Source organism: Flavobacterium ajazii (assembly GCF_010614725.1).
GTDB classification, from domain to species: domain Bacteria; phylum Bacteroidota; class Bacteroidia; order Flavobacteriales; family Flavobacteriaceae; genus Flavobacterium; species Flavobacterium ajazii.
The window spans coordinates 91,603-114,445 of the sequence record NZ_JAAEHL010000008.1 but is presented as its reverse complement, the minus strand read 5'-3'; the positions used below and the strand labels follow the sequence as shown (position 1 = coordinate 114,445).

Annotated in this window: 21 protein-coding genes; 2 read left to right on the top strand and 19 right to left on the bottom strand. The window is 33.7% G+C overall.

Going from position 1 to position 22,843, the window contains the following annotated elements; genetic code table 11:
• Positions 1–27 precede the first annotated feature (27 nt).
• The gene (locus GWR14_RS15345) at positions 28–621 is read left to right on the top strand and encodes a rhodanese-like domain-containing protein (RefSeq protein WP_163409958.1); all 594 of its coding nucleotides are present in this window, start codon (positions 28–30) and stop codon (positions 619–621) included.
• A 51-nt stretch (positions 622–672) separates the two neighbouring features.
• On the opposite strand, the gene nadD is transcribed toward GWR14_RS15345, so the two are convergent.
• From nadD to GWR14_RS15320, 5 genes are all read right to left on the bottom strand, one after another.
• Positions 673–1,254 carry a nicotinate (nicotinamide) nucleotide adenylyltransferase gene (nadD, locus tag GWR14_RS15340; RefSeq protein WP_163409957.1) on the bottom strand — a complete coding sequence of 194 codons (582 nt, stop codon included), beginning with the start codon at positions 1,252–1,254 and terminating at the stop codon, positions 673–675.
• 109 nt (positions 1,255–1,363) lie between these two features.
• On the bottom strand, positions 1,364–1,936 hold the full coding sequence (gmk, locus tag GWR14_RS15335; protein WP_163409956.1) for a guanylate kinase: 573 nt from the start codon (positions 1,934–1,936) through the stop codon (positions 1,364–1,366).
• A 74-nt stretch (positions 1,937–2,010) separates the two neighbouring features.
• On the bottom strand, positions 2,011–2,394 hold the full coding sequence (locus GWR14_RS15330; RefSeq protein ID WP_163409955.1) for a hypothetical protein: 384 nt from the start codon (positions 2,392–2,394) through the stop codon (positions 2,011–2,013).
• 56 nt (positions 2,395–2,450) lie between these two features.
• A complete protein-coding gene (locus GWR14_RS15325) occupies positions 2,451–3,311 on the bottom strand; it encodes a YicC/YloC family endoribonuclease (RefSeq protein ID WP_163409954.1) in 861 nt (286 codons plus the stop codon).
• Between the two features lie 202 nt (positions 3,312–3,513).
• Positions 3,514–3,870: an arsenate reductase family protein gene (locus tag GWR14_RS15320; RefSeq protein WP_163409953.1), complete on the bottom strand. Its 357-nt coding sequence runs from the start codon at positions 3,868–3,870 to the stop codon at positions 3,514–3,516.
• Positions 3,871–3,946: 76 nt separating this feature from the next.
• On the opposite strand from GWR14_RS15320, the gene GWR14_RS15315 reads away from it, so the two are divergent.
• Positions 3,947–4,402 (top strand): DinB family protein, encoded by a 456-nt coding sequence (locus GWR14_RS15315; RefSeq protein WP_163409952.1) that lies wholly within the window; start codon positions 3,947–3,949, stop codon positions 4,400–4,402.
• Positions 4,403–4,416: 14 nt separating this feature from the next.
• Here GWR14_RS15315 and GWR14_RS15310 read toward each other — a convergent pair whose 3' ends face one another.
• The 14 genes from GWR14_RS15310 to uvrC form a co-directional block, all read right to left on the bottom strand.
• On the bottom strand, positions 4,417–4,902 hold the full coding sequence (locus GWR14_RS15310) for a septal ring lytic transglycosylase RlpA family protein (protein ID WP_163409951.1): 486 nt from the start codon (positions 4,900–4,902) through the stop codon (positions 4,417–4,419).
• An 85-nt stretch (positions 4,903–4,987) separates the two neighbouring features.
• A complete protein-coding gene (locus tag GWR14_RS15305) occupies positions 4,988–5,413 on the bottom strand; it encodes a hypothetical protein (protein WP_163409950.1) in 426 nt (141 codons plus the stop codon).
• Positions 5,414–5,526: 113 nt separating this feature from the next.
• Positions 5,527–8,841 (bottom strand): TonB-dependent receptor, encoded by a 3,315-nt coding sequence (locus GWR14_RS15300; protein ID WP_163409949.1) that lies wholly within the window; start codon positions 8,839–8,841, stop codon positions 5,527–5,529.
• Positions 8,842–9,168: 327 nt separating this feature from the next.
• Entirely contained in the window at positions 9,169–10,806 is a 1,638-nt protein-coding gene (pgi, locus tag GWR14_RS15295; RefSeq protein WP_163409948.1) for a glucose-6-phosphate isomerase, read from the bottom strand.
• A gap of 114 nt (positions 10,807–10,920) precedes the next feature.
• The gene (locus GWR14_RS15290) at positions 10,921–11,709 is read right to left on the bottom strand and encodes a hypothetical protein (RefSeq protein ID WP_163409947.1); all 789 of its coding nucleotides are present in this window, start codon (positions 11,707–11,709) and stop codon (positions 10,921–10,923) included.
• A complete protein-coding gene (locus tag GWR14_RS15285) occupies positions 11,691–12,311 on the bottom strand; it encodes a hypothetical protein (protein WP_163409946.1) in 621 nt (206 codons plus the stop codon). Before GWR14_RS15285 ends, GWR14_RS15290 begins: the two co-directional genes overlap by 19 nt.
• A gap of 13 nt (positions 12,312–12,324) precedes the next feature.
• Positions 12,325–13,545, bottom strand: coding sequence for a M23 family metallopeptidase (locus GWR14_RS15280; RefSeq protein ID WP_163409945.1), 1,221 nt, complete (start codon positions 13,543–13,545; stop codon positions 12,325–12,327).
• A gap of 22 nt (positions 13,546–13,567) precedes the next feature.
• Positions 13,568–14,509 carry a tryptophan 2,3-dioxygenase family protein gene (locus GWR14_RS15275; protein WP_163409944.1) on the bottom strand — a complete coding sequence of 314 codons (942 nt, stop codon included), beginning with the start codon at positions 14,507–14,509 and terminating at the stop codon, positions 13,568–13,570.
• Complete coding sequence (locus GWR14_RS15270; protein ID WP_163409943.1) at positions 14,509–15,279, bottom strand: DUF3108 domain-containing protein; 771 nt, start codon at positions 15,277–15,279, stop codon at positions 14,509–14,511. The genes GWR14_RS15275 and GWR14_RS15270 overlap by 1 nt, the downstream gene beginning before the upstream one ends.
• 295 nt (positions 15,280–15,574) lie before the next feature.
• Positions 15,575–16,735 (bottom strand): 4-hydroxyphenylpyruvate dioxygenase, encoded by a 1,161-nt coding sequence (gene hppD / locus GWR14_RS15265; protein ID WP_163410150.1) that lies wholly within the window; start codon positions 16,733–16,735, stop codon positions 15,575–15,577.
• Between the two features lie 76 nt (positions 16,736–16,811).
• Complete coding sequence (locus GWR14_RS15260; RefSeq protein ID WP_163409942.1) at positions 16,812–17,171, bottom strand: four helix bundle protein; 360 nt, start codon at positions 17,169–17,171, stop codon at positions 16,812–16,814.
• Positions 17,172–17,311: 140 nt separating this feature from the next.
• The gene (locus tag GWR14_RS15255; RefSeq protein ID WP_163409941.1) at positions 17,312–18,469 is read right to left on the bottom strand and encodes a homogentisate 1,2-dioxygenase; all 1,158 of its coding nucleotides are present in this window, start codon (positions 18,467–18,469) and stop codon (positions 17,312–17,314) included.
• A 216-nt stretch (positions 18,470–18,685) separates the two neighbouring features.
• Positions 18,686–20,875 (bottom strand): patatin-like phospholipase family protein, encoded by a 2,190-nt coding sequence (locus GWR14_RS15250; RefSeq protein ID WP_246236328.1) that lies wholly within the window; start codon positions 20,873–20,875, stop codon positions 18,686–18,688.
• A 171-nt stretch (positions 20,876–21,046) separates the two neighbouring features.
• Positions 21,047–22,840: an excinuclease ABC subunit UvrC gene (uvrC, locus tag GWR14_RS15245; protein WP_163409939.1), complete on the bottom strand. Its 1,794-nt coding sequence runs from the start codon at positions 22,838–22,840 to the stop codon at positions 21,047–21,049.
• Between the last annotated feature and the right edge of the window lie 3 nt (positions 22,841–22,843).

Genomic DNA, 22,843 nt, shown 5'->3' with positions numbered 1-22,843 from the left:
AGTAAATAATACACTAAAATATAAACTATGAAAATCACAGCCCTTATAATTTTAGCCGGATGCTGTTTAATAACCGGCATTATTCTTTCGCAAGCATCAAAGAAAAAGATGAAAGAGGAAAAAGATCATTATCCAAAAGCATTGGTTGATTATGATGATTTTAAAAATCTGGTCAGCGAATTAGAAAAAAAACGTGACGAGCGCTTAGTTAGTCTGGATGTGTTTCTACAAATGGCAAAAGAAAAAAACACCGTAATCTTAGACTCACGTTCTGATTTCCGTTTCAACAGAAAACATTTAAAAGGTGCAATTCATTTAGATTTTACCGATTTCACACAGGAAAATCTTTTAGAATTAATTCCGGATCCGAATACCAGAATATTGATCTACTGCAATAATAATTTTAATGGAGATCCTATAGATTTTGCTTCTAAAATGGCTAAACCTAAGAGTAATCCAGAAACACAAATTCTATCGAACAGAAAACCGGTTATACTGGCACTAAACATTCCAACACACATCAATCTTTATGGATACGGTTATAAAAACATCTACGAACTGGACGAATTAGTTAATGTAAATGATCCGAGAATAAAGTTTGAAGGAACTGAAGTAAAATAAATTTAATCGCTTAAAAACTGAAAGTCTGAAATTGATGAAATTCAGACTTTTTTATTTCTTGTAAAAATTATTATGGTCAATATATTCCCAGACTTTTGAAGGTAAAAGTGGCTGGGTGTTTTTTCCTTTTTTAATATTGTCCCGAATAAAAGTAGATGAAATTTCTACAATTGGTGCGTCAATAACATGAACTTTTGGATGTGATTTTAGTTCAATATTTTCCGGTTCATTTGAAATACGCGGGTAAACATAAATATCATGGTGAGCTAATATCACTTCGTAATTTTTCCACTTGTGAAGTGTTTTTAAATTATCCTCGCCCATAATCAATGAAAATTCATGGTTTGGATATTTGTCCTGTAAATGAGCCAGTGTGTTCACAGTGTAATTGGGCTGTGGCAATTTAAACTCAATATCCGAAGGTTTAATTTTTGGAAAATCCTCTGTAGCCAGATAAACCATTTGCAGTCGCTGCTGATCGTCTAACAAAGTCGCTTTCTTTTTTAAAGGATTATGAGGCGTAACCACCATCCAAATCTGATCTAAACCGGCATATTCTGCCATATGATTGGCAATGATTAAATGACCAACATGAATGGGATTATATGTGCCGAAATAAAGACCTATTTTCATTTTCTAAAGTTTCACAGAGAGTCGCTAAGATAGCACAAAGATTCGCAAAGTTTAAAAAACCTTTTGCGAATCTTTGCGTTTGTCTTTGTGAATCTCTGCGGAATAAAAATTATTTATTTACGAAATCTTTTACAAGCTGATGTGCTTCTTCTAAAGCTACAGGCAAGTCATAGTTTTTGATAATCACGTCAAATTGAGGAGCTGTTGCTAATTCTACAGAAGCTTTAGCAATACGCATATTGATTTTATCTTCGCTTTCTGTAGAACGCTCTTTTAGTCTTCGTTTTAATTCGTCAACACTTGGAGGCTTTACAAAAACAGCTAAAGTCTGCTCTGGAAATTTATGTTTGATTCGGAGTCCGCCAGCAACATCAATATCAAAAATGACATTTTTTCCTAAAGCCCAGATTCTTTCAATTTCAGATTTTAAAGTGCCGTAAAAGTTATCGCGGTATACTTCTTCCCATTCTAGGAAATCCTCTGCTTTAATATGTTTTTTGAATTCTTCCAGCGAAATAAAATAATAATCTTTTCCGTTGACTTCTTCCCCGCGTGGTGCACGTGAAGCTGCTGAGATTGAAAATTCTAAGTTTAAATCTTCTTGCCCTAATAAATGCTTTACGATAGTTGTTTTTCCAGATCCTGATGGCGCCGAAAAAACAATTAATTTTCCTTTGTTCATTGTGTGTTTATGCTTTAGGCTTTCGGCTATATGCTTTCAGCTTTATTCAATATATAATTTTATATTGAGATCGTTTATTGTATTTTTTTGTATAACGTAGAACAGCCTTCATCGCACATAATTTGACCATATTCATCTACTGGTTGTAAATACATTTTTTCAGGGTCAGTTTCATGACGATGAATGATGTAATAGTATTCGTCTTTTGGAAAGACAATATGAAGATTATCTTCAAAAACTTCATATGTGCCTTTATTTTTTAGATGATCAATTGCAATGTTTCCTTTCTCAAAAGTTATTTCTTCCCCATCTTCAATATCAATATGAAACATTTTGGATACATCAAGTCCGCTTGATTCTATCGCTTTCCATTTTCCTATAACAGTAAATTCCTTAGTCTGAAAACTACAACTGTTCGTTAGAAGTATTATGAAGATTAATAAGGAGATGTTTTTCATAATTTCAAGGATAGATTTTATTCTAAAAGAATTTATTAGAACAAAGATTCTTAAATTTACAAAACATTCAAAACCTGTTCCTTAATCTTCTCCAACTCATCTTTCATCATCACCACCAATTTCTGCATCTGCGCATGATTCGATTTTGAACCCATCGTATTGATTTCTCTTCCCATTTCCTGAGTGATAAAACCAAGTTTACGACCGTTTGCTTCGTTTCCGTTTAAGGTTTCAAGAAAATAATCCAGATGATTGGTTAAACGAACTTTCTCTTCTGTGATGTCTAATTTCTCCAAATAATAAATCAATTCCTGCTCAAAACGGTTTTCATCAACATTAACTTCTAATTCAGAAATTGCCGTCTGTAAACGTTCTTTTATGGCCTGAATACGTTCCGGGTCTAATGCCAGGGCATCGTTCATATACTGACGGATATTTCCAATTCGAAGATTGAATTCTCTTTCAAGCGATTCCCCTTCGTCTTTTCTGAAACTCAAAATATTTTGTAACGCTTCATCAATAATAACCTGAATCTGCTCCCAGTCGTTTTCATCAATTTCTTCTCGTTCCGTTTTTAAAGCATCCGGCATACGAACAGCCATTTTCATCAATTCGGTTTCATCTGCCTCGGCATAAACTTCTCTTAGCTGGGCAATGTAAATTTTTACAACCGGTACATTTACTTTCGTCGATGTCTGTTCTGCAGTAGTTTCTACATAAATTGCAAAATCAACCTTCCCTCTTTCAAGTTTTGTCGAAATTTGATTTCGCAGACCCAATTCCATTTCGCGGTAAAGCGATGGCATTCTTACGTTCAGATCTAAACCTTTACTGTTTAAGGATTTTACTTCTACAGTAATTTTTTTCGTTGGCAATTGCAAAGAAGCCTTGCCAAAACCTGTCATCGATTGTATCATATAATTGAGTATAAAGGCGCAAAGATACTAAAAAACTTTACAGTGAAGTTTTATGGTTTTATTACGTCTAAATTTTAAAATATGGGCGTTGCCTAAAGGCCGGGCTATCCGCTCCCAATCTTTATTTTGAGCAAAAAAGCTCAAAAAAAGGATTTCCGCTATTATCCCTAACGCAAACCCGAGTCCTGAAGAAATTTCGGGTTTACTTTCCTTCTAAAGCTTTCATAACCTGCAAAATATTCTGCTGGCTGTTCCCAATGTAAATTTTACCATCGATGATAAAGACCGGACGGCTTATAAAAGTATAATGCTCCAGAATGTATTTTTTAAAATCAGCTTCAGTTAAAGCTTTGTTTTTCAAATCCATCGATTTATACAATTGTGCTTTTCTGCTGAATAACGCTTCGTAACTTCCAGAAAGTTTATACATTTCTTCCAGTTCAGCCTCAGTAATCGGATTTTGTTTGATATCATGAAAAACCAGATTATGATTTTCAGGAAGACTTTTAATAATTTTTCGGCACGTATCACAAGATGCCAGGTAGTATATTTTGTTCATAATTTTAATTTATTTCAGTACAAAGAAAATTCATTGCGACTTAAAATTGCCTAATTTTATTAAAAAAAATAAATTTATGAATTCAGTTTTCGAAGTACAAAAAACAATCAGGGAAATTTTTCTGAAAGTTTTAGACAATCATTCATTAGAACAACTAAACAAAATCCCTCAGGGATTCAACAACAATTTGATTTGGAATATAGCTCATTGTGTATCTGCACAGCAAAGTTTAGTTTATAAACTATCGGGTTTGCCATCCAAAGTTTCTGAAGAATTTATTACCAAATATAGAAAAGGATCCAAACCGGAAGGCGATGTTTCACAAGCAGAAGTTGATGAAATCAGAAGATTGCTTTCAGAGACATTACATCAGGCCGAAAAAGATTATTCGGATAAAATTTTCTTAAATTATACAGAATACACAACAAGTATGGGTTTTACACTTCGAAACGTTGAAGATGCATTGTCTTTCAATAATTACCATGAAGGTACCCATACCGGAATTATATTTAGTATCCGAAAGTTTGTTTAGAACTTTCGGATTTTTTATTTCTCAATAGTTTCTATTGTCACAGTCATTGCTCCTGCTCCTTTGCTTCTGGTAATTTCCATGAAAGCCCTTTTAGACAAATCGATATCCCTTGTTTTTACAAATGGGCCTCTGTCAGTTATCTCAACAATAACAAATTTTCCATTCGCTTCGTTTGTTACTTTTACTTTTGTTCCAAAAGGGAGTTTTTTATGGGCTGCTGTGTATTTATTATTATTGAACCTGCTGCCGTTTGCAGTTCTTCTTCCATTAAAACGATCATGGTAGTAGGAAGCATGGGCCGATTTTTTATACAATTTTAATTTTAAACCCTTAACACTAAAAATAGAGTCGACAGGGGTTGTAATTTTCAAAATATCAGTTTTTAAAGTATCCTGAGACACTTTATTTTCAACTTGTTTACTTTGGCTTGTAATGTAGGTAAAGCAACTAAATAAAGTCACCGAAAGAATAGAAAGTATAATATTTTTTTTATTCTTCATAATTTATTTTTTTTCAGACTTGGGGAGTTTGTACAAATAATATGCCGAGATAAAAAAAGCCCTGTAGGAGGGCTTTAATTGGTATTTACTGGAACCAAAGGCTCCACGGAATTCTACTTAATATCAGTAGCAATCCTAAACTATAAAAAATAGCAAAAGTTTTAAATTTTGCTTCGCTGTTGACTAGCTTTTTATGTTTTGACCATCCTATTGTAATTAACACAATAGCGATGATATTGATTAGCGGATGTTCTAAAGAAGTTAATCGAAGTGCTGCGTTAGACATTTGACCAAAAGAATCTTTTCCTAACGGAGATACAAAATAAAGTATCAATCCGATTAATAATTGTGTATGAGTTCCGATTAAAGCAAATAAGGCAATTTTGCGGTCTTTGGCTGTAAATTCTTTTTTTGAAGTAAAACCAAGTACAGCATTTACAACTGCAACTAATAAAAGCAGCAATGCCAGATAAGCCCAGCCAGAGTGGAACTTTTGTAGAAAATGATACATAGATTATTTTTTTGTTTGAAACAAATATAACAAAAAAGGTTAAAAAAAAGCGGCATTAAACTAAAAGTCAATGCCGCTTTTTATTATTTATTTTGGTTCTTATTTAGCAAATATTAGTTACCAAATGTGTATCTAAGCGTAAATTGTGCTTGCCAAACATCAGATGTAGAAGAGTTTTTCTGGAAAGTATCTTTAATTAAAGTTTTAGTTCCATTTACATCCGTTTGTGTAGCTAATTGATAAACAGGGATATTACCTGTAGCTGTTGAGCTATAAGCTAACACGTTTGCATTTGTTGCTCTTTGTGTTACACCCCAGTCTCTATTTAACATATTTGTAAAATTCAAGATATCAGCTCTAACCTGAAATGCGTTCTTTTTACCAGCAATCTTAATATAAATATCTTGTGTAACAGACAAATCTAATCTGTGTAACATTGGCAAAATTGCACCATTTCTTTCAGCATATTTACCTCTTCTGTCACGAAGATATTTATCCTGATCTATATAAGCATCAAATGCTGCTCGTTGGTCTGCTTCACTATATACAGTTACTACATTTGCTCCGTTAACAACATTTGTTACTGATAATGGTGCAAAACGAAGTTCGTTAGCACTATTAGGAACATAAATTAGGTCATTTCCATTAATTCTGTCTCCATTCATATCTCCTCCATAAGCGTAAGTAAATGGATTTGCTTGTTCTCCAATATATCCTAAGTTGATAGAAGTTGCTCCTCCTAATCCTTTACCATACTCAATTTTATATCCAATAACCCCAACCAATCTATGTGGAGTATTATTATTTGAAGCAGAAACTTCTAAATCATTATTACCATTAACTGATCTTGCACCAGTCCAGGAACCAGAAGCAACTGATCCAGGAGAAATCAAATCTGTAGCTCTTGAGTGTGTATACGCGAATGACCCCCAAAGACCTCTTTGATAAGGATACTCTAACTTAAATGTTGTAGAATAAAAATATCCATCGTCAGAATTAGTTAACACAATTCCGTTTGAAACATTATCATTTACTCTCACACCAGCGTCATTACGTGCAAATCTTGGTCTATTATCTGGCCCTCCAAATGTACCTACTGGAGCATCGAAGTTTGCATTATAATACTGAATTGCATTGATATTTTTTTGCAAAATCCCCTCAACAGTTCCAACAAATCCAAAAGGAAGTTTTTGGTCAACTGCCATAGTAGTTTTCCATACTTGTGGAGATTTGAATTTTTTATCATTAAAAGATAAATCATAAGAAGATGGAGCTGTAGGTGTCGCCGGAGTAAAATAATCTGCTGGTCTTGGAGTAAAACCATATCCTCCTGCAGCTAAAGCAGCACCACTTACATCAACAAATCCCGTAAGCACACCATTATTTCCAATTTGATTTGATATGTATACCCCTGGAGATCTACCCGTAAAAATCCCTGATCCTCCTCGAACTATTGTCGAAGCATTTCCGTTCAAATCTAAATTGAATCCAATTCTAGGCTCGAATAAATATGCAGGATCTGGCATATCAGCCGTATTAAATTTTTCTCCATTTGCAAAAGTCATAGCAGTAACAACTGGGTTTTCAATTGCCGTATCTGCGTACCATACCCTAGTAGCTCTTAATCCAACAGTTAATTTAAATCTGTCGCTCAATCTCATCTCATCCTGAGCATATATATCCAATTTATTAGATTTCATTATCTGCATTGGATCTTCTCCACCTGGCAAAGCAGAATATCTGTATTGAAAACGAGCAGGAGATGTTGTTGTTGCAGAAGAAGGTGCCCCTCCATTTGCTACAGATTCATTAGCAGCGGCATAAAAATCAGTCAAAGAGTTGAATATATAAACTCCGTTTGATCCAGAGAAAAACAAATTACTTGATTTGAAATACTCAAAGTTTGCGCCAAATACCAAAGAATGCTTTCCAATAGTTTTGGTTAAATTATCTGTAAAATGCAAGGTTGAATAACTAAGTTTATTTCCTTGTGTAAAAGGATCTAATCCAACTGAAATATAAGTAGCTGTTCCTTGTTTTATATCTATCGTAGGAAACAAACCTCCTCCTTGTAAACCTCTGTCTTCGATTTGTTTGTCGTAACCAGCAATAAAGTTATTATGCCATGAATTGCTTAACTTACTATTTAACTCTAATACAATAGATCTTGTATTATCCATAATAGTATAACCACTATTTTGAAAAGACATTGCAAGTGCACTTGTCCTTCTATTACCAAATCCTAATGAATTTGAATTTGAAGTTAACTCATCAGATGAAGAGTCATGAAATACGTAACGAGCACTAAGTTTATGGTTATCATTAATATTCCAGTCAATTCTGGCTAAGAATTTTTTTGAAGTTTTTGCAGCATCATAATTTTCCCAAGGCCCTGTTTCGTAACCAAATTTTTCTTTCATAAAAGCAGAAAGAGTTGCCATTTCTTCATAAGTTGGAGCAGAAATTTGTCCGCTAGAATTAGGTGATCCTGTAGATGTCCAGGTTGTTGCCGGGCTGATATTTTCAAGAGTTTCAAAATTACCAAAAAAGAACAATTTGTCTTTGATAATTGGAGCTCCAATACGTGCTCCCCATATTGTCTCATCAAATTTACCTGGTTTAATTGTTACATCTCCGGCATGAGTACCTATAAATTCTTTTTTATTATTTCTAAAAGAGTGATAAACAGACCCTTCAAATTCGTTTGTTCCACTTCTTGTTACAGCATTAATCCCAGAACCTAAAAATCCTGATTGACGCACATCATAAGGTGCAATGTTTACCTGCAATTGTTCGATAGCATCTAATGAAATTGCTGTTGATCCAGTTCTACCACCAGCTTGTGAATCACTTCCTAAACCAAATCCATTATTAAAAACAGAACCGTCGATAGTAAAATTGTTTAATCTGGAATCCTGCCCTCCAAAAGTACCATTAGCACCTGCATTCGCATTGTATTTTGTAACGGTATTAATTGAACGAGCCCCTAAAACAGGAACAGCTGCTATCTCTCTATTTGTAAATTGTTGAGAAGCACCTGTACGTCCTTTATTAAAATTTCCTTTTGATTTTGTAGTAACTACAACTTCCTCTAATGTGTTAGACTCTTCGTCAATCACAATGTTCACAGTCAAATTACTACCTAAAGCAGCATTAATTTCAGTAATCTCTGTTGTTTTATAACCAACATAACTTACTTTAACAGTATACGGTCCACCCGGTCTTAAACCCTGTGCAGAATATCCTCCGTCAAAATCAGTTGTAGAAAAATACTTTGTTCCAGTTGGTTTGTGAATAATCTCCACTGTTGCTCCTGGAAGAGCTTCTCCTTTGTTTGATTTAACTTTTCCCGACATAGCTGATCCAGTTACCTGAGCATGTCCAAGAGCCGTTAGAAAAATAATCAAAATAAAAATAATTTTTTTCATTTTTGCGTTTGTTTCGTTATTTGTTTTTGGCAAAATTATAACAAATTAATCAGATAATGTTATCAAAGTGTTAAGAAACAGAAGTTTTATGCATTCTGTTGAGCATTAAAATGATTTTTTTTATTTTCATTAAATTAAATAATGGTTTTTTAAATTTAAACCGCCTATTTTTGTTAAAAACATAAAAATAAACAAGATTAAAATGTGTTAAAGTTACAAAAACAAGCATTTAATCTGTATTAATCTTACAATTTAAACAAAAAAACGTCTTGATTTAGAAAAATCAAGACGTTTGCATTTTATAAAAAGTTAACAAAAACTCCTTCCTTATTTTAAAAAATGGTTAAGTAAAAAAGTAGTAGAACTATCGTGAGTTTTTACTGTTTTGGTATTTATTTCATCCAAAATAGAATTTGCCAGTTGTTTCCCTAATTCTACTCCCCATTGATCATAACTGAAAATATTCCAGATAATACCCTGAACAAATATTTTATGCTCGTACAAAGCGATCAAAGATCCTAAACTTTTTGGAGTCAGCTTTTGAATCAAAATAGTATTAGTTGGTTTGTTTCCGGCAAAAACTTTAAATGGCAATAAATAAGATGCTTTTTCAGCAGAAAGTCCTTGTTTGTCAAATTCTGCCTGAACCTGTGCGTCCTTTTTCCCATTCAACAACGCTTCTGTCTGGGCAAAAAAGTTTGACATCAGTTTATCGTGATGATCTTTATTGCCGTATAATGGTTTTACAAATCCGATAAAATCTGTCGGAATCAATTTTGTTCCCTGATGTATCAATTGAAAGAAAGCATGCTGAGAGTTTGTCCCCGGTTCTCCCCAGATAATGGTTCCTGTTTGATAGTTAACCGGTTTCCCGTCACGACCAATACTTTTTCCGTTACTTTCCATCGTTGCCTGTTGCAGGTATGGAGCCAGTTTTTGTAAATATTGTGTGTATGGAATCAAAGCTTCACTTTCTGCACCATAAAAATTATTGTACCAAACACTTAACAAAGCTAAAATTACCGGAATGTTCTGATCAAATTCAGCCGATTTGAAATGCTCATCCATTTCATTAGCACCCTTTAATAATTCGTTATAATTATCAAAACCAACAGCCAAAGCGATACTTAAACCAACTGCACTCCATAAAGAAAATCTTCCTCCAACCCAGTCCCACATCGGGAAAATGTTGTCAGGATTAATTCCGAATTCGGTTACTTTTTTAATGTTAGTTGAAACTGCCACGAAATGTTTGGCAATATCTTCCTGAGAAGCTGATTTCAAGAACCACTCTTTTATAGTTTCTGAGTTAGATAAGGTTTCCTGAGTCGTGAATGTTTTAGAAACAATTAAAAATAAAGTAGTTTCAGGGTTTAATTTTTTGATTACCTCATTAACGTGATCACCGTCTACATTAGAAACAAAATGTACATTTAAATGATTTTTATAAAACTGTAAAGCTTCAACTGCCATAACCGGACCAAGGTCAGAACCTCCGATACCAATATTTACGATATCAGTAAACGCTTTTCCTGTAAAACCTTTTCTTTCTCCAGAGATTACTTCATTTGTAAACTTTTTAATTTTATTTTTTACTTCGTAAACTTCCGGAATTACATTCGCTCCGTCTACTTTTATAACTGCCGATTCAGGCGCACGCAAAGCCGTATGCAAAACCGCTCTGTTTTCTGTCTGATTGATGATTTCTCCTCCAAAATAATCAGCAATCGCATTTTTTAATCCAACTGAATTCGCCAATTCCAGCAAAAGCGAAATAGTTTCCTCACTAATATTGTTTTTAGAATAATCTACCAAAAAATCATTCCATTGCAGGTTGAATTTCTCAACACGTGCAGTATCCTGCTGAAATAGTTCCTGTATCGTAGTTTGCTGAATTGCGTTGAAGTGGTTTTGAAGATTTTTCCACGCTTCAGTCCCGGTTGGATTTGTTTTGTTTAAAGCCATTTTAATAAGATTGTAGTTTTTTTAGAAACACAAAAATACTGAAATTAGCTTTTAATACTTCTTTGCAGGGCAATTAGTTACGAAAACGTTTTATGTGATTTATAAAGTATAAAACTATTCTATTTTTATTTTTTCCCATTTAGCAACTACCTCACCTTCAATATTTACATCTGAAATTTCATAATATTCAAGGTGATTTTTAGATGTTTTTCTAAATAGTTTTTTAAAGTCCTTTTCAATAAAATACTTATCATTTAAAACAAAAGAGAATGATTTGATTTCTTTCCACGTGGATTCTTTTAAACTATATATCGTAATGGCTTTGTATCTGCTTGCACATGAAGAATAATACTCTGCTATTTCGCTTTTTCCATCTTCATCAATATCCCCAATATTTACAATACTATATGGATGGCAACAATTTGAATCGGTTAAAATTCGTGGAATTGTGTTATCTGTAAAATAATAAGAATCACCTTCTTCACAATAATTCAGTGCATGCAAAACGAATACCGAATCTGCTTTTTTGTCTCCATTTAAATCACCTAAATTATTAAATCCCTCGTTGTAAAATTCATCGAACAATTTCTTCTGAAGTCTAATAGGATAACATTCTTTCTTTCTATTTTCAATTTCATACTTTGAAATGTCTAATTTGAATTTTCCTTTAAGAATTGAATCATTAATGAATTCAATATCATTCGATAAAACAGAATCTTCAGACATGCCATTTTTTACACCTACTAATTGCCAATCATAAGAAAGCTCAATAGGCTCCAGAAATATCTTTTTTGTCCCAGTTCGTCCTTCGTCGGTTTTACAAGACACAAATACAAAACAAATAATTAAAACAAAAAAACTTTGGATAAGTTTCATCAATACAATTACCAGATTTTCCACCATGGTCTTTTATTAATTTCAATAATCTTTTTATGCTTATTAACTTCAATTCTTTTTGGTTGCTCTATTTTTATGGTTGAATCATCGAAGAACATTTCACCCTGATCATTCATTCCGATTGGTGATTTTGTTTTTTCTTTCCAGTTTTCGGTTTGTAATTCCGGAATTAGAGCCGAATTGATTTTAGCAGTAAATTTTTGTCTTGCCTTTTCAGATATTTCTTCTTCAAGATTAGAACTTGAATTTTTAAAAAGAGAAAGCGAATTATCGGGAATATGGAGCAAAAAAACTTGTGTTTTATTTTCTATTTTCTGAATATCCAAAACTTTAAAAAATGAAATTTCATCTAAAAGAAAATGCCCGATTTTTGAAGAATCAGGATTGAATTTCGATAAATCTTTTGCATTAGCGCTGGCGATTAAATACCTGAAATTTCCAAAAAGACCACCACCCATACTGGTCATATCAGTAAAACCTTTTTCTTTAATGATCTGGCCAATTTTATAATTTAAAATCAGGTTTTCGGGAAGATTCGTATCTCTGTAAAATAGCTTTAAATCTGAAAAAGTCTCATCAAGAATTTCTTTAATGCGTTTGTTTTTCATTTTTCACAGTTGATTAAAGATTCCCAATACTGTCTAACTCTCTTTTTAATGGTTCGATTTGTTTAGAAAAACGGTTTTTGTCATTTCCGGTCAAAGATTCTCCTGTTGGAAGATTTAAACGAAGCGCATCTACCTGAACGCCATTCTTCCAGAAACGATAACAAACATGAGGTCCTGAAGCCAAGCCTGTACTTCCCACAAGTCCGATAGTCTGTCCTTGCGTAACGCGCTGTCCGCGACGAACCAGAATTTTAGACATGTGTAAATATTGAGTCGAATACGTACCGTTGTGTTTTACTTTTACAAAGTTTCCGTTACCCGCTGTATAACCTGTAGCCTCTACAACTCCTGAAGCAGTGGTTGAAATCGGGGTTCCTCTTGGAGCAGCATAATCAGTTCCTTTGTGGGCTTTCCAGGTATGCTGTACAGGATGATAACGATTCATAGTAAATCTCGAGGTAATTCTGCTAAATTTAATTGGTGTTTTTAAGAAGAAATTTTTCAGTGTCTTACCTTCGTCATCATAATATTCGATTTTACCTGAAATAGTATCTTTTTCAAACGGAAAAGCATAAATAATTTTTCCTTTGTATTCAAAAAAAGCAGCTTCAAGATCTTCTACTCCATCATATGTTTTACCGTTTATAAATCGTTCGGTAAAAATTAATCCGTAACGATCCCCTTTTTTAAGTTTAAAGAAATCGATAGACCATGAAAAAACTTTTGTAATTCTACTTGCGAGAGCGGCTTCTACACTGTTATTTCCTAAAGTTTCAGATAGTGAACTTTTTAAAACACCGCCAATCATTTTTCGCTTTAAAGTAACAGGTTTTACTTTTTTGTAAGCTTTTGCAATACTATCCCTGAAATCTACTACATAATAGGTAAGTGCATCAGGCTGATATATAAAAACCTGTAGATTATTGGTTTTATTTTTTGCTCTGAGAAGTGTAAAAGGTTTATTATATCGAATAGTCCTTACATTAAAAGAATCTTTTACCTGTTCAACAATTTTATAAACCTCTTTATTTCCAATATTTTGACTTTGAACAATTGATCCGAAAGAATCTCCTTTTTGTACAGTATCATGAATTACATTAAAATCGGCGTAATTAAATCCAAATTCTACCTTTTTAGTTTTTGGTTTACTAATTTTAATTTCAACTTTTTCTTCGGTTTTATTACATGAAACAATTGAAAATAAGATAATTATAATTACGAATACTCTTTTCAAACTTTTAATTTTTTCTGGAAATCTAAGCTGTAGGCTCTTTTCCCCAATTGGACAATTCTTCTTCGGTCCACAATTTAGGAAAAAAGATGCGTCTTTGGTATTTTGGATGCATATATTTTTGCCAGTCGCTTCCACCGGTTGCTTCACCGTTTCCTTTTCCGCTTTCTAAAATATATTTTATAGCTGTATTTAAATGTTGCATTACCCAGGTAATATTTACGGTATGATCGTAATGACGCATTGCATTAATCAATTCAGGATTTTGCTGGTCTTCTACCGGTAACTGAGTAAATTTTTTCCAGATATTTTTAGTTTTAAAATCTGACATCTGGCGCAGGAACTGTCCTTTATATTTCTTTTCAAATTCCTGAAGCAAATATGATTTCTCACCTGTTTGATAATCTTTACCTGCTGCCTGCCAGTAAAGATGTTCAAAAGAAGTTTCTAAATCGGTGTTTTCATCAAAATTAGCTTTATATCTTCTATCTGTCAAATTGATAACATCTGTTGAAGCAAATTCAATCATTCTGTATTGCGCACTCTGGAAACCGCTCGCAGGTGTAAGTGTATTTCTGAATTTCATATACTGGTCCACTTCCATCCCGTTTTCCATAATGCTGAATGAATTTGTCAGCATATCGAAATAACGCGTAATTCTTGAAAGCCTTTCACTAAAAAAATCAACCTGAATATTTTCTGTATCGGCAATTTGATCAATTTCCCACAGAATCATTTTAAAAATAAGCTCGTTTACCTGATGATACATTATAAAGACCATTTCGTCAGGAAGCGTTGTTCTTTGTATTTGCAGATTTAAAAGAGCATCAGTCTGAATATAATCCCAGTATGTAATTGGCTTGGACCAAAGCAGCCCTTCTAACTGCACATCGGTTTTTTGATTTATCGCCTGAAATTTAAGATCTATTTCTTTTAAGATTGATTCAGAATTGTCTGTGGTATTCATTATTTTTTTACTTTAAATGGATATTTTAATCCTTTGTATTCATCAAGATCGGCTTTAAGCGAACCTACAGCTAATTCTGCTTTTATTCTCACCGGAACTTTGTTATTGTCATCTGTAATCCAAAGCGTTACACTTTCTTTTTCTTTAAAAACACGCCCTGTTTGTACCATGGGTTTAAAGACCATAGTTGCAACGGTGCCAAATTTAGTTGTAATATCCTGACGACCTATATATTTTAACTTAAATTTTGTGATCTCATCGTCAAAAAACATATCAATTGCAATTGATTCACCTGATTTTAATTTATCGATGTTGGGATGATTACGCAAATAATAAAAAGATGAAATAATATCCTGCACCTCTTCAGTAACTACAATCGTTTTTTCGGTCTTTCGTTTGTAGTCTTTTACCAAAACCCTGTTTTGAGACTGATTAAAAAAACCTTCCTGATTTTTAGTATAACCGCCTTCATTTATTTTTCTGATATATCGATAAGGCCCGCCCGTTTCTTTATCAAAATAGCTCTCATATAAATCTTCTACTTTAAAAAAGAACTTAGACATTCCGGTCGTGTAACCTTTACCCACTGCATGAAAAACTCTTTTATTGTTTACAACTGCCTCTTTCACTTCAAGAGTGGCATAACCTGCATTAACAATTCCGTAGTGAATCCTGAGTTTAAAATATTCACCCACATCAAAGGCATCTTCTTTAAAGGTATCAAAACTTAAGGTGGAGAGTATGAATATGAATAGAGCTAGTTTTTTCATAATAAGGTATTTACTATTTACGAAGCAATAAAAGCAAATTTTATTCCAAATGTACCAAAACAAAAAAACTCAGTCAAGGAATGACTGAGTTTTTATGCTATTAACTAACCAAAAAACTATAAATTATGAAAATTTATATCAATTCGGAAGGAAACCACCCCTTCCTGATTTGCGAGTGCAAAGATAGATACAAAGTTTAAATAATAAATAGCAAAAAGTGAGTTTAACAAAACATTTGCATTAAAATCATCAATTTACAGGGGATTTTTTTACATAATGTAAAAAAAACTTAATTTTACAAAGTTCCCCTTAACTCCTGTTCTCTTTCAATTGACTCAAAAAGAGCTTTAAAGTTACCTGCGCCAAAGCCTTTTGCACCCATTCTTTGAATAATTTCGAAGAAAAGCGTTGGTCTGTCCTGAACCGGCTTTGTAAATATCTGTAATAAGTACCCGTCTTCATCAGCATCGACCATGATAGCCAGTTTTTCGATTTCGTTTAAATCTTCTTTCATCATATCCATGTGAACGCCTAATCTTTCCGGAACTGCTTCGTAGTAAGTATGAGGAGGCGGAGATAAAAATTCAACTCCTCTTGCCTTTAATTGCGAAACGGTTTTAATTATATCGTCTGTCGCAATGGCAATATGCTGAATTCCTGGCCCTCCATAGAAATCCAAATATTCTTCAATTTGTGATTTTTTCTTTCCTTCTGCTGGTTCGTTGATTGGGAATTTAATCCTTCCGTTCCCATTTGACATTACTTTACTCATCAGCGCTGAATATTCTGTATTGATTTGCTTGTCATCGAATGATAAAAAGTTTACAAATCCCATTACGTCTTCGTAGAATTTTACCCAAGTATTCATTTCGTTCCAGCCTACATTTCCAACCATGTGGTCAATGTATTTTAATCCGGTTGGCTCCGGATTGTAGTCTGATTTCCATTCTTTGTAACCCGGAAGAAAGACTCCGTTGTAATTTTTTCTCTCTACAAAAATGTGAACGGTTTCACCGTATGTATAAATTCCGGAACGCACTACCTGACCAAATTCATCTTCTTCAACAGTTGGCTCCATAAAAGAACGCGCACCACGTTTTATAGTTTCTTCATAAGATTTTGTTGCATCTTCAACCCAAAGTGCTGCGACTTTTACACCGTCACCATGTTTTTTTAAATGTTCATTGATTGGAGAATCTGCCGTAAGAGGCGTTGTCAAAACAATTCTGATTTTATCCTGCTTCAAAACATAAGATGCTCTGTCTTTTACTCCTGTTTCTAATCCGGCATAGGCCAATGACTGATAACCAAAAGCTGTTTTATAATAATGTGCAGATTGCTTGGCATTCCCCACATAAAACTCTACATAATCTGTTCCTAATAATGGAAGGAAATCCTGTGCTCCTTCAAATATTTTCTCTAATCCGTATTCTACTGATTTTACTTGTTTCATAATTAGATAATTTATCAATTAGATAATTTGAAAATTCGACAATTAAAATAATTTTCTAATTGACACATTCACTAATTTTCTAATTCTTCTTAGATGTTGATATTATTTTATTTAAAATTTTTAAAATTTCTGATAATTCATTTAATAAATCCTTGCAATCAGGATACGCTTTATGTGCATCACATAAGAATAACCAATACTCCGTTTCGTCTGCCTCCTTAATTGCAATTTTTAATTTATGAATAAAATCTGCTTTACTTTCTGCATTTTGAGACTCTTTTGAATTTGCTCCAATTGATGTACCGCTTTTTAATAATTGATTCGCAATAACAAACTTTTTTTGTTCTTGAAGTTCTGTTGTATAATCAATAATGTTTAATGCGAAATTGAAAGTTTTAATTAAAAGAGCGTTATCTTTATATTTTTCGTTGAAAGTCATTTCTTTAATTAGTTAATTAGAAAATGTGATAATTAAATAATTTAATTGTAGGTTTAAATTTACATAAATAATTATTTAATTTTTCTCACTTGTGAGGTTTTAAAAGCATTTTCTAATTATCAAATTGGCACATTGACTAATTATTCTGTCCACGACTTGTAATACTGACCATCATCAAGCCCCATAGCTTCTTCTGTAACCATAAGTGGTCTGAAAGTATCCACCATAACGGCTAATTCCTGAGTTTCTTTGTGGCCAATACTGCGTTCCATTGCACCAGGTGCCGGACCGTGTGGAATTCCTTTCGGATGTAAAGTAATATGGCCTTGCTCAATATTATTACGGCTCATAAAATCGCCATCAACATAATAGAGTACTTCGTCAGAATCTATATTGCTGTGATTATATGGCGCCGGAATCGCTTTTGGGTGATAATCGTAAAGTCTTGGGCAAAATGAACAAACGACAAAAGCTGCCGTTTCAAAAGTTTGGTGTACCGGAGGCGGTTGATGAACGCGACCAGTTATAGGTTCGAAATTGTGAATCGAAAACCCATATGGAAAATTGTAACCGTCCCAGCCTACAACATCAAATGGATGTGTGGCATAAACCACCTCATGAATCATTCCTTCTTTTTTGATTTTAATTAAAAAATCACCTTTTTCGTCATGCGTTTCCAGTTCGTTTGGCAAAATAAAATCGCGCTCACAAAATGGCGAATGTTCTAAATGCTGACCCGATTGGTTTTTATAACGTTTCGGAGTATAAAAAGGAGAATAGGATTCTACGTAAAAAAGTCTGTTTTCTTCAGAGTCGAATTCGATTTGGTAAATAATACCACGCGGAATAATTAAATAATCGCCATATTCAAACGGAATATTTCCCAGCATTGTTCTTAATTTTCCTTTGCCTTTGTGAATGAACAGCATTTCATCGGCATCGGCATTTTTGTAGAAATAGTTTCGAAGTGATTCTTTTGGGGCTGCCAATCCAATAATACAGTCTTTATTGACCAGCATTGCTTTTCGGCTGTCCAAAAAGTCATTTTCAGGTTTCAATTCAAAACCTTTAAACAATAATGATTTTATATTTTTTCCGATTGCAATTTTTGGTTCAACCGAATACGAGTTTAAAATTTCTTTGACCTGTGTAGGTCTGTGAATATGATAAGACAAGGAAGAATGTCCATGAAAACCTTCGGTACCAAACAATTGTTCGTAGTAAAAACCACCCTCAGGTTTTTCGAATTGGGTGTGTCTCTTTTGTGGAAAGTTTCCGAGTTTGTGATATAGTGGCATGGCTTTTCAATTAGATAATTTATAAATTAGATAATTCGAAAAATTTGAATTGTGTGAACAGACAATCAGCTCAATTGTATCATTGACTAATTATCCCAATTCGGCCGTTTTCACTCAGGATTTCTCTTGATGAGGAATTGAAGATACTCTAATAAACCTGTCCATTTTGTTTTCATCACAACAAATATCGTAATTTTTATTGAGTTAAATTAAAAATCAGAACAAAAATCCGATGTTAAACCAGGTATACCCTTTTGGATTTTCAGGCGACCATGAATATTTAACTTCAATAGGGCCAATAATGGTTTCTAAGCCATATCCTACGGCATAACCTGAATATTTTGGCATATCAATCCAGTCTACCGTACTGAAAAGATCATCGCCCAAATTGGCATAATTTGCAGAAAAATTAAGATGGTTTCTTTTAAATATCTCATAATCAAAAGTTATTGCAGCTTTTATAAAACTATCTCCTGCGATACTTAAAAAATCATACCCGTAGAAATAATTGAAGTTATTTATTTTCTGATAACCGTATCCTCCCAGAATATAATCAAAAAAAGGTACGCTGTCATTACCGAAAGCAAATCCCACATCAGACTGAAATTTTATTGTTGCTTTGTTAAAAACAGTTTTAGCAATTCCAATCTCTGCTTTTGCTGTAGAAAAAGGATTAAACTGATTTGTATAATCAGACGAAGCCAGATAGGTCTGAACATCTCCGGAAAAATACCAGCCTGACCTTGGAAAACTTTTATTATCATAAGAGTCATATTTTAAATATCCGAAAACACTAAAATAATTACTCTCATCAATTGTTGAGTTTGTTTCCAATGTTGGTGATTTAATTTTAAGAAACTTATGTTCCAGACCACCTCCCATAAGGAATTTTTGCACAAAAATGGTTTGAAAATAGGCCTGATTGGTAATATCCATAAAGTCAACATTAATCAAATTATCATCATTCCCTTCAGATTGGTCATTAATACTCTGTGTGATATTCCTATTAAACTGATTAAGCCTTGAATTAAACCCAAAACTGATATTAAATCCGTTTTCTACATAGTAATTAAAATCATACCTAAAGTTATCTCCTAAAATAATATCCAGAGAAGTATTATCATTTTTCAAAAATGTTTTTCTGTGTGTCAGATTTAACAGAACAGCACTTTTATAAAGTCCGTCATAATGCAATCCCAGCTTCAGATAGGTATGCGTTGGGTTTTCTTTCAGGGTAAGATTCAAATCTTCCTTGTCTCCGTTCGGGTCAAGCGAATATGAAATGGCACTAAAATTTTGTGTCGAATTTATATTATTAATTCCCCTTTTAAGCTCATCATAAGTTATTGTACTCCCCGGTTTGAACCGAAGTTTACTTGTTATATATTCTTTCGTATAATCCTCGAGTTTAGTATTGTTTATTTTCTTGATTTCAAGTGTATCGGCAGCTAATTTTAATTTAGGTTTTTTATAAAAATTCTGTTCGTTTGCCAGTGCTTTGATTTTTTCATATAACTCAAATGTGGCATCTTCTCCTCTTCTGATTATTTCTCCACCCCTATCAAATGAAATAACGCCAAAATCACGAATATCAGGTTTTATGTAAATATCAGTATCTTCTCTTTTTGCCTTCATTTTTTCGATAGACTGAAGATTAGTAATCTGAACTAAAATCCTTGTAGCATTTTTTAGGTTTTTTCTTGTCAGTAAGTCATCCTGTACATCAACCCCAATAATAATATCTGCTCCCAAATCACGAACTTCTTTAATCGGATAGTTATTTACGACACCACCGTCAACCAATAATTTTCCGTCTACTTCAACTGGCGAAAATAAGGATGGGAAAGCCGCACTGGCTACCATAGCCTGAGCCAGATTTCCTTTGTTCAGCAATACTTCTTTACCGGTTTCTATATCTGTCCCGATACATAAAAAAGGGGTCGGCAGCTGATTAAAATCGCGTACATGGCGTACATTACGGGTCAGACTACTCAACAAGTTATAATTATACATTCCTTTTGAAAGCGCTTCCGGAATTCCGACTCTAAAGTTACTAAATGGAAGCACAAGCGCATACAACTCATCATTTCGTTTGCCGTAGAAATTTTTAGACGCCCTTGGAATATAATCATTAATCAGTTCGTCAAAATTGGTTCTTTTAAAAATGGAATCAATTTGTGACGCATTATATCCTGTTGCATAAAGCCCTCCGATTATGGCTCCCATACTGGTTCCGCCAATATAATCAACTTTTATTCCGGCTTCTTCGAGTACTTTTAAAACTCCGATATGAGCAAATCCTTTGGCTCCTCCTCCACTCAGCACCAAACCTATTTTTGGTCTTTTGACACTATCCTGTTTTATCTCTTGTGAAAACGAGTTTTGCGGAAAAATCGACAGTATCATTAGACATACTAACGTCCTGCCCCAGATGGAAATGAAAAAAAACGAGAAACAAAAAACTATTTTTTCCTGTAAAAAAAGAGCGACCATAGAAGCTCCTTTTTTTGCATCAGAAAAAAAGCTTTTTGACCGAGTGTTTGAAATGTACAGCTGGATTAGGCGCATAAAAAAATACTAATTGGTTTTGTAAAAGTCGACAATTTTTTTGGCTTTTGATGCTCCGATTACATCAGAAATTTCTTTTTCTGTAGCCAATTTCAATCTTTTAACACTTTTGAAATACTGAATTAATGTAAGCATTGTTTTTTCTCCAATTCCGGGAATACTTTCTACAGACGAATTGAGAGCAGCTTTACTTCGTTTATCACGGTGAAAAGTGATTCCGAAGCGGTGAGCTTCATTTCGTAATTGTTGAATAACCTTTAATGTCTCGGATTTTTTATCGAGATACAGCGGAATCGAATCACCGGGGTAAAACAATTCTTCAAGACGTTTTGCGATTCCGATAATAGCAATTTTACCACGTAGTCCTAATTCATCAATACTTTTGAGAGCTGCCGATAACTGCCCTTTTCCTCCGTCAATAATAATAAGCTGTGGAAGTGGTTCGTTTTCGTCCAGCAGTCTTTTGTAACGACGATATACTATTTCGGTCATTGAGGCAAAATCGTCCGGACCTTCCACGGTTTTTACGTTAAAATGACGGTAATCTTTCTTGCTTGGTTTTCCATCCTTAAAAACGACACAGGCTGCTACCGGATTTGTTCCCTGAATATTTGAGTTATCAAAACATTCAATATGCCGGGGCTCAGACGGAAGACGTAAATCTTTCTGCATCTGGGCCATAATTCGGTTTACATGTCTGTCCGGATCTACAATCTGTAATTGTTTCAGTTGCTCAATTCGGTAGAATTTGGCATTCCGAATTGATAGATCTAAAATCTGCTTTTTGTCTCCAAGCTGGGGAACGGTTATTTTTATGTTTTCGCCTAAGTCCAGTTCAAAAGGAACAATAATCTCTTTTGATAATAACTGAAAACGTTCCCGTAATTCTACAATCGCCAATTCTAATAATTCCTCGTCACTTTCATCCAGCTTTTTTTTCATTTCTAAAGTATGCGAACGAATGATTGATCCATGCGAAATTTGTAAAAAGTTGACATAGGCTGCGCTTTCATCAGACACAATCGAAAAAACATCAATATTGGTAATCTTCGGATTGATAATCGTAGATCTGGATTGATAATTTTCTAAAACTTCTATTTTTTCTTTGATTTTCTGCGCTTCTTCAAATTGTAAATTCTGCGCATAATTATTCATTAATTTTTTGAAATCCTTTAAACTTTCTTTAAAATTCCCTTTCAGGATTTCGCGAATGGCATTGACTTGTCTTTGGTATTCTTCCAAAGGTTCCAAACCTTCACAAGGACCTTTACAATTGCCAATATGATATTCGAGACAAACTTTAAATTTACCCGAATTGATATTGGATTCACTCAAATCATAATTACAAGTTCGAAGCGGGTATAGTTCTTTGATTAAATCTAAAATCGTATGAACCATTTTGAAATTGGTATACGGACCAAAATATTCAGATCCGTCCTTCACCATTCTTCTGGTCAGAAATATTCTCGAGAAAGGTTCTTTTTTAATGCAAATCCAAGGGTAGCTTTTATCATCACGAAGCAGCACATTATAACGTGGCTGCAAAGTTTTGATCAGGTTGTTTTCTAACAAAAGCGCATCGGTTTCGGTAGGGACAACAATGTGTTTTATGGTAATGATTTTTTTTACCAGCACATTGGTTTTTGCCGTATCATGAATTTTATTAAAGTATGACGAAACCCTTTTTTTCAGGTTTTTGGCTTTTCCTACGTATAAAATCTTTCCGTCTTTATCATAATACTGATAAACACCGGGATTATCCGGCAGGGTCTGAATCTGAAGTTCTAATGACGGTATTGGCATGCT